Consider the following 402-nt stretch of genomic DNA (forward strand, 5'->3'; position numbering starts at 1 on the left):
GTATTAAACAGGCTTTTTACCGATGGCGCATCGCGCACCAGCCGCCAGCAGATTAAGCCCACCAGTCCGTAAGCCAGCAGAATATCGCCGTCCCAGAACAATAAACCGTGAATAAAGCCCAGCAAGACTAACAGCGTTAACCGCGACTGGATCCAGCGTCTGCCACGGGGCAGCAACATTTGCAGGCCCGCACCAAACAGCAGCGCAAAAAGCGTGAGGAATTTCACCTGGCCGATGAGATCGAGAAATGCCCAGGTCCATGCATCCTGCGGCGTAATAGCGCCGTACCAGGCGGGATTGAGATAAGCCGCCTTTGGTAGCCCAAAGGCGCTGATGTTTAATAGCAGGATCCCCAGAATGGCGACGCCGCGAACAAAATCGAGCGTGACGTTGCGCTCCATG

General features: G+C 55.5%; 1 pseudogene. It reads right to left on the reverse strand.

From position 1 onward, the window contains the following. A pseudogene (yeiB, locus tag I6F21_RS38295) lies at nt 1–401 on the reverse strand (DUF418 domain-containing protein YeiB); the annotation flags it as partial. Between the last annotated feature and the right edge of the window lies 1 nt (nt 402).

Origin of the sequence: Bradyrhizobium sp. NBAIM03 (assembly GCF_020194055.1) — a bacterium.
Lineage (GTDB): Bacteria > Pseudomonadota > Alphaproteobacteria > Rhizobiales > Xanthobacteraceae > Bradyrhizobium > Bradyrhizobium yuanmingense.